Origin of the sequence: Rhodococcus sp. (in: high G+C Gram-positive bacteria), from assembly GCF_049286785.1 — a bacterium.
Classification (GTDB): domain Bacteria; phylum Actinomycetota; class Actinomycetes; order Mycobacteriales; family Mycobacteriaceae; genus Rhodococcus_F.
On sequence record NZ_JBAQEO010000098.1, the window covers coordinates 1 to 8,036 of the forward strand.

Here is an 8,036-nt window from a genome sequence, read left to right on the forward strand (position 1 = left end):
ATACTCGTCGTCGACGAGGTCCGCTGCCACTCCTGCCGATTCCATCCACGACGTCAGCGCCTTCCACGCATTCTGGTCCGCGAGGATCAAAGCGAAATACACCCACACCCCGTCTGCGCACTGGAACAAGGCCGGTTGCGTCGGCTCGGGTTGTGCATGTCGACAGGTCTGCCTCTGCACCAATGCCTTCGGGTAGAACCAGTACGGGTTGGCCAACTCGCCCGTGACCGCGATCGATTCGTGCATCGATACGTCGACCAACTGTCCCTGTCCAGTATTCTGCCGCTCGATGAGTGCAAGAAGCAGTCCGCACAACGCGAAGCTCGCGGCGGTCATGTAGCCCTGATTTCCGCCGGGTCGGATCGGTGGAATCGAATGATCGTCATAGCCGCACGTTGTGAGAAGCCCACCTATTGCGAGGCCGACCAGATCGGAACTCCGGTAATTCGCCCAAGGTCCGGTCAGCCCGAATGGTGAAACTGATAGCGCAATCAACCGAGGATGCTCCGAGCAAAGCCGCTCGAGGTCCAATCCCTGCGCTTCGAGGTCCACGGGCCTGCCGGTCGTCAGGAGGATGTCGGCGCGGGCGATGAAGTCCGCCAACGATGCCCGACCTTCCTCGTCACCGATCGTCAGAGTGACCGAACGCTTCGAGGTGTTGTAGGTCCAGAAATTCAGACTCTTGTTCGGGTCGACTTCACCACCGGCGTAGGGGCCGATATGTCGGCTCGCCACACCACCGATGGGTTCGACTTTGATGACCTCGGCGCCCTGATCGGCAAGCAGTTTGCCGGTATATTCACCAGCCGGATCGTCAGCGAGCTCTACGACAACCAGTCCACTGTATGCAAGTTCCATCAGATCACGCCCTCTGCGGTCAGCGCCGCAATCTCGTCCTCGTCGAGTCCGAGGATGTTGCCGAATACATAATGATTGTCCTCGCCGAGTAGCGGCGCGCTGCGCCAATTGTCCTGCACCGTGCGGGAGAACTGCATTGGTGAGCCTTCGAACTTTGCCATACCGATGACGGGGTGATCGAGTTCGAAGAACGTTCCCCGGAGGTTGATCTGGGGGTCCGACTCGGTGAGATCCTGCGAGTTCCGGACGGCGCCTGCAGCCACCCCAGCAGCCTGCAGCAACTCCATGGACTCGTGCGCCGGCCGACTGGCGGACCAACGTGAGATGTATTCGTCAAGCTTGTCATGGTTGGCGAAACGGGAAGACTGATCGGCAAACTCCGGGAACGAAGCCCATTCGGGGCTTCCGAGGGCTGAAGTGAACCGCGACCAGTCCGCATCGTCGAACACAGCGATTGCGAGCCACTTGTCCTCGCCTGCAGCAGGATAGACACCGTGCGGGGCCGCCTGTGGATTGTCCAGGCGGTTTCCGTTGGGGTAGCCCGGTCTACGGGTCTTGGCGTTGTTTACAGACACGTCGAGCAAGTCCGGACCGATCAGGTTGATACCGGCCTCTACCGCAGAGACATCGATCTCCTGCCCCTTGCCGGTTGCGTTGCGCTGCATGATCGCCATCAAGAGTGCCGCGGAATTGTAGTAAGCCGCCTGATTGTCCATATAGGACAGTCCCCAACCGGACGGTTCCCGATCCGGCAGACCGGAGATGAAGGACAAGCCGCACACCGCTTGGATTACCGGGCCGTAACTCTTGAATCGGTGGTGCGGTCCGCTGTGCCCGAACCCGCTCATACGCGCAAGGATGATCTCGGGATCGATCGCACGCAGATTGTCATACGTCAGTCCCCACTTCTCCATGACCCCGGGCGCGAAGTTCTCGGTCACGACCGAACTCGCTCCGATCAACTGCCGCACCAACTGCTGGCCGCGCTCAGTCTTCATGTTCACGGTGATGCCGAGCTTGTTGCGGCTGTAGTTGTTGAACAGTCCGCCCTTGTTCGGGTCCGGATTCGGATCCTCATCACCGTACGAGCGCAGTTCATTCTTGTAGATGGGCAAGCGCCTGGGCATATCCAGTCGATCACGTGCCTCGATCTTGATGACCTCGGCTCCGAAATCTGCCAGCATGCGGGTTGCGACAGCACCCACACCCATCCAGCAGAAATCCGCGATCCTCACACCGGCAAGCGGTCCCGTGCGCTGGTGGGGCCGACGTCCGCTGCCCGGCTGTGTCTGTGTTGGCCGCGTGTGCTCGACTGCAGTCACTACGTGCCTCCCATCTTCGTTGTCATTGGGGAATTCCGGTCGGGCAGTTCGCTCACCGAACGTTCGTGTGCCTCAGATCATTCCCGATGCACCGAGCATAATTATCATGAGGAAATATGGCAATAGTCGGGTTGAAGGGAAATACCCGCACAAAGCGGCGAACCCCGCGCACCGAGGGTGATGCGCGGGGTTCGAAGCGACACATTGCTGAAAATTCCAGCCATCCGAGTGGACGAGACTCACACGAGAATCGACAACTGCCTATCCCACGGCCATCCGGCCACCGTCGACAGGCAGGATGGTCCCCGTCGTGTAGCTCGACGCGTCACCGGCAAAGTACAGAACGGCTCCGACGATTTCTTCGGGTTTGCCACCACGCGAGATCGGCCAGGCCCCAGCGAGATCGTCGAATTCCTCCATGTCCCAGCCCCTGCTGATATCGGTGAGAAAGGACCCGGCCATCACACAGTTGACCCGCACGTGGGGCCCGTAAGCGGAAGCGAAACCCTTTGTCAGCGAGTTCAGACCCGCCTTTGCCGCCCCGTATGGAATGTATTCCGGGGCCGGCCGCTCGGAGGCGTTGCTACTGATATTGATGATCGACCCACCGCCCGCCGCCGCCATTCGCTTGGCAACCAGAGCACTCAGGCGGAATGGGCCCTTGAGGTTCACGTCGACAATCTTGTCGAACAGTTCCTCACTCACTTCTTCGATACTCGGGTACAGCGGTGCAATGCCGGCATTGTTTACCAGCACGTCCAACTTGCCGAACGTGGAATACACCTCGTCGATCAGCGACGGCAGACTCGCCCAATCACCCACGTGCGCAGCCACGCCGAGAGCCTTGACCCCGGTCTTGGCCTCGATTTCCGCAGCTAGTTCACGGCACGGTTCGACCTTGCGACTCGCGATCACCACATGTGCACCCTCGTCGGCGAACGCCCACGCCATCGAAGCTCCCAGACCACGGCTTCCACCGGTAATCAGAATTACTCTGCCTGCAAGATTATTTCGATCGGTACCCATTATTTCTCGATTCGTTCAGGCACTGGAACGCGACGTCGACTCGCGCCACGACTTACCCTTGTCGGCCCGCGCTTCTGCGGGTAGTCCCAACAGTCGCTCGGCAATGATGTTGCGCTGGATCTCGTCCGAGCCACCAGCGATGCGGTACCCCGGCGCCCCGAGAACGTGCTCGTTCCATGCGTAGGTACCCACCCGCCCTGTATCAGCGAGAAGATTTCGTTGCAATATCGCAGTAGCAGTGTCGGAAACCAACTTCAGCTTGTCCACCCACTGAACCTTGCGCACCGAGCCGATCGCACCCGGGGCACCGCCGATCTCCCGCGCCTGACGGTCGCGCAGCAGATCGATCTCCGCCAGTGTCTGCCGAAGGTAGACCTCGGCCAGCTTCTGCCGAATCTGTGGGTCACCGATCCGTCCGGCAGAACGTGCGGAGGCAACCAACTGACTGAACTGCCCACCGACCCCTGCCGTGTTGGAACTTCCCCCACGTTCGAACGCCAGGGTCGTCAACGCGACGTTCCAGCCTGCCCCCACATCACCCAACCGAAGACGATCCGGTATCCGAACATCGGTGAAGAACACCTCGTTGAAACTGGTACCGCCCGACATTTGCCGGATCTGGCGCACCTCCACACCCGGTGCGTCGAGTGGAATCAGGAACCCGGTCATGCCCGCATGTTTCGGCACATCGGGATCGGTACGTGCGATGAGTTCGCCCCAGTCGGCGAACTGTGCCCCCGAAGTCCACACCTTCTGTCCGTTGATCACCCACTCCTCACCGTCCAGGACTGCGCGGGTACCGAGCGAGGCGAGGTCCGAACCGGCACCCGGCTCCGAAAACAACTGGCATGCCAAGAGTTCGCCCCGGAGCATCGAGGGAAGGAAGGTCTCCATCTGTTCCGGCGTACCGAGGATCCGAATGGTCGGTGCGATCAGGTGCATCGTGACCGAGAACAGCTCATGGGGCGCCAACGGCAACAGCGCCGATTCTTCTCTCGCGAACACATCGGCGTGCTCGACGCTCAACCCAGCACCGCCATCTTCGACAGGCCAGTCGATGGCACCGTACCCGGCATCGAACTTGATACGCTGCCACCTCTTGTGTTCCCCGAGCAGTGCCCGCTCCGCTTCGAATGGCAGCGAATGAAACACCGCCACATCGAACGGGTCCCGGTCCGTACTGCCCGCCACAGCGCCGACGTTCTCGCGCAGCCAACCGCCGGCCCGTTCACGAAACTCTGACAGAGTCATAAAACCTCCGAAATCTATGCAGCGAGAACCACCGGTCATCCGGGATCTGCGGCTCAGTACAACGACTCTCCGCCGTCAACGATCTGGTTGGTTCCGGTGACGAACTTCGCGCCAGGACCACACACGTACACCGCGGCCGCGGCCATGTCTTCAACGCTGCCTGCCCGACCCAAGGGAACTGTCGCGGCCATCCTCTCGAAAACCTCCGGATTCCGCTCGAGCGCCATCGGGGTGGCGGTGATGCCGGGCGAGAGCGCGTTGACCCGCACTCCGGTCGAAGCCAACTCATAGGCTGCTACGCGCACGAACTGATTGAGTCCTGCCTTGGTGGTCGCGTAGTGGATCGTGCCTGGACGCGTCCCCAGTGCGCGGACCGACGAAAGCACCAGAATCGCTGCATTCTCGTTCTTGTCCGGACGCGCCGCCATTCGCGTCGCGGCTTGGTGACAGCAGCGGAAGGTGCCGGTGAGATTCAGGTCCATCGTGTCGGCCCACACCTCCTCCGTCATCTCGAGGAACGGGACCATGGAGCCGCTCCCTGCGTTGGCGACGAAGATGTTGAGCGTGGGGAAAGTGCGGTCTGCGAGCTCGAACATCACGCCGACCGATTGAGGGTCACGAATGTCCACCTCAGCAATCTCGACCAATTGACCGGGAGCTGCCACCTCCTGCAGTTCCTTACGAGCCAGTTCCAGCTGCGGCCTCCGGCGGGCTGCGATCATGACGTTGGCGCCGGCCTCAACCATTCCCTTCGCAATGCCGAGCCCGATACCTTCGCTCGCGCCTGTGACCAGCGCGTTCTGTCCAGCCAGCGGACCTTGGTTACTGTTCTCTCGTCTCACTCGGCAAACCTTTCCTGTTGTTCTGCCCGCTGCGCGACTGCGGGTTCAGCGCAAGAACGGCACTCGAGCCGTGTGGGCTTCTAGGCGTCGAGACGCAGTGAGCTCGAGCGCGCGCGCGAAACACACAGCATCATGGTTTCGCCGCAGGCACGCTCGTCTTCGGTCAGCACCGAGTCCCTGTGGTCCGGAATCCCCTCCAGCACAGGTGTTTCACAGGTGCCACAGGTTCCCTCATTGCACGAGGACAGAATGTCGACGCCGTTCTCCTCCGCCACGGAGAGAATCGATCGATCTGCCGGAACAGTGACCGTGATACCGGACTGTACGAACTCGACCTCGATGTCGTGATCGGGTCCGTCCAGTTCGATCTCTTTGGCCACAAAGCGCTCGGTGCGCAAAGCCCGCTTCACCGGCCCGCCCGAGCACACTTCCTCCAACTTGGCGAGCAGCCCCTCTGGACCGCAGGAGTAGATGACCGTCTCCGGAGGAGTGGCGGCTACGAGTTGCTCGATGTCGGGCATACCGAGTTCGTCGTCCGGCCAGATCTGGACCCGATCCCCGAATTGGGTCAACTCGTCGAGGTAGGCCATGCTCGAGCGCGACCGTCCGGCGTAGAACAGTTGCCATTCCCTGCCTTCGCGAGCGAGTTGCGCGATCATCGGTATCAGCGGCGTGATGCCGATACCACCGGCCACGAACTGAAACGCAGGCCCATCCGTCAGGGCGAAATGATTACGTGGTGCGCTCACCTTGACGGACGATTGCTCCTCGAGCGAATCGTGAACGAACGCGGAACCGCCACGACTGTGCGGCTCTCGGAGGACCGAGACGACCCACCGCGTGTCCGCGACCGCGAAACCGGTGAGCGAGTACTGGCGAACCAATCCGTCGCGCATCTGAATATCGATGTGAGAGCCTGGTTCCCAGCTGGGTAGCGCATCACCGCAGGCGGCCTCGAGAGACAGTTCGACGATGCCGTCGGCGATCGTGCGTCGTTCGACGACGCGAAGATCGAGGTTCATGGTTCACTTCCCAGAAGTTTGTCCGAAGTGCCGAACCCCTCGAAGCAGGACGAGCCTGCTCCGAGGGTTGTGCGGTGGCTTATCCGTAATCGCACCACTCGGTCAAACGCCCGTTCTCGAATGTCATGATCGACAAGACGTTGAGTTTGCAGAACTCGCCGGCTTTGCCGAATCCGGGGACATCCACTGTTGCAGTTCCCTGCCACGTCGTCTCACGCAGCACCGAGTTGCCCGTCACCGCCCAACGGGTGGTTTCACCGATCGAGCGATCAGGGAAGACCTGCTTCATCTGTTCTACGGTCTCGATCATGAGATCGCGACCGGACGCGGCGACGCCGCGATTCTGGTGTACGACAACGACATTCTCGTCAACGAGGTCACGCAGAGCATCGAGCTCGAGGTTGTTCCAGGCGTCGACGACCTTGTGTGCCTGCGCCAGCAGTTCTTCGGGAGCCAGGTTGGTCATTGGATGTTCAGTCCTTTTGTGAGAACGGTGGGGCAGGGGGTTACTTCGTCTGTACTTCGATGTCGAACTCGTGAATTCCTCGGGTGGGCATCGAGTGATACCCGATGGTCTGTCCCTCGGCCAGTGCGAACTTCGGCATCTTTGCGACGATCCGCTCGAGCACGAGACTCATCATGAGGCGCGCGAAGTTCGATCCGAGGCATCGGTGCGGGCCGATGCTGAAGGCGATGTGGTTCTTGTCCTTGCGGTGCAGGTCCCAGTGGTGCGGATTCGGGAATCTGGCCTCGTCGCGGTTCGCCCCGTTGTAGGACGTCCACACCTTGGCGCCCTCGTCGAGATCGGTTTGTCCGACCGAGACGGGGCACGTCGTGGTCCGCTGAAGTGCAGTGACATTCGCAAACATGCGAAGGCCTTCTTCTACGGCGTCGGGAATCAGTTCCGGGTTCTGCACCAACTCGGCCAGGTCGTCCGGATGCGTGGCGAGGTGATGGAGAATTCCGCCGAGAACAGTTCCGGTCGATTCCAGGCCCGCGATCGACAACGGCAGAACCACAGCAATGCGCTCCGACAGAGTCGGCTCGCGGCCGTCGATCTCCTTCACCTGGCACACCAGGCTCACCAGATCATCCTCGATCGGATCGGCCATCCGCGTTTTCACGAGGGCTTCGATTGCGGTGTAAAGGCTGACGAATGCATTCTCGGACGCTTCTGCCGTTTCGCCGACGAAGATGTCGTGGGCCCACTGCATCCAGTCGTCGATTTTGTCACCCTCGAGCTGGAGAAGATTACTGAACACCGCGCGCAGCTGCAGCGGGCGAAGGAAGTCCTCCATGATGCTGAACCGCCCACGCTCGATCCCGGCGTCCAGAAACGTATCGATCTCCGCAGTGATCGACGGTGCGAAGACTCTCATCTTCTCTTCCGTCAGTTCAGGATTGAGAAGCTTGCGCCAGTCGGTCTGCGCCGGCGGGTCCAGGTCCTCGGGGAGGAATCGGCCCTCATTCTTCGGAGGTGCAGCGCGGTTGTCGTGGCCGAGAATCGCTACGCCCTCTTCCGAGGAGAAGCGCTTCCAATCCCGCAGAATTTTGAAGACATCCTCGTACCGGGTGGCCACGTAACAGGGAGTATCGCCCTGCGTGTGGACGCTGAGTTCGTCGAGTTTCTGCATGCGATTGATCTCGGGCCAGAAATTCTCGTTGAACTCCGGAGACCACATATCGACGGGGCACCGACCAGTCGAGGTCGCCTC

The 8,036-nt window shown here is 60.8% G+C and carries 8 protein-coding genes; all 8 read right to left on the reverse strand.

The window, feature by feature from the left end; genetic code table 11:
* Positions 1-858: CoA transferase (locus WAW17_RS03790; protein ID WP_422331679.1), on the reverse strand; the 858-nt coding region annotated here is incomplete at its 3' end.
* On the reverse strand, positions 858-2,180 hold the full coding sequence (locus WAW17_RS03795; protein ID WP_422331680.1) for a CaiB/BaiF CoA transferase family protein: 1,323 nt from the start codon (positions 2,178-2,180) through the stop codon (positions 858-860). The genes WAW17_RS03790 and WAW17_RS03795, both read right to left, overlap by 1 nt.
* A 261-nt stretch (positions 2,181-2,441) precedes the next feature.
* Complete coding sequence (locus WAW17_RS03800) at positions 2,442-3,206, reverse strand: SDR family NAD(P)-dependent oxidoreductase (protein ID WP_422331681.1); 765 nt, start codon at positions 3,204-3,206, stop codon at positions 2,442-2,444.
* A 15-nt stretch (positions 3,207-3,221) separates the two neighbouring features.
* The gene (locus tag WAW17_RS03805; protein ID WP_422331682.1) at positions 3,222-4,457 is read right to left on the reverse strand and encodes an acyl-CoA dehydrogenase family protein; all 1,236 of its coding nucleotides are present in this window, start codon (positions 4,455-4,457) and stop codon (positions 3,222-3,224) included.
* A 53-nt stretch (positions 4,458-4,510) separates the two neighbouring features.
* Complete coding sequence (locus tag WAW17_RS03810; RefSeq protein WP_422331683.1) at positions 4,511-5,299, reverse strand: SDR family NAD(P)-dependent oxidoreductase; 789 nt, start codon at positions 5,297-5,299, stop codon at positions 4,511-4,513.
* A gap of 80 nt (positions 5,300-5,379) precedes the next feature.
* Entirely contained in the window at positions 5,380-6,321 is a 942-nt protein-coding gene (locus WAW17_RS03815; RefSeq protein WP_422331684.1) for a PDR/VanB family oxidoreductase, read from the reverse strand.
* A gap of 79 nt (positions 6,322-6,400) precedes the next feature.
* On the reverse strand, positions 6,401-6,787 hold the full coding sequence (locus tag WAW17_RS03820) for an ester cyclase (RefSeq protein WP_422331685.1): 387 nt from the start codon (positions 6,785-6,787) through the stop codon (positions 6,401-6,403).
* 40 nt (positions 6,788-6,827) lie between these two features.
* Positions 6,828-8,036, reverse strand: a 1,209-nt coding sequence (locus tag WAW17_RS03825) for a cytochrome P450 (RefSeq protein WP_422331686.1), incomplete at its 5' end; no start/stop codon positions are given.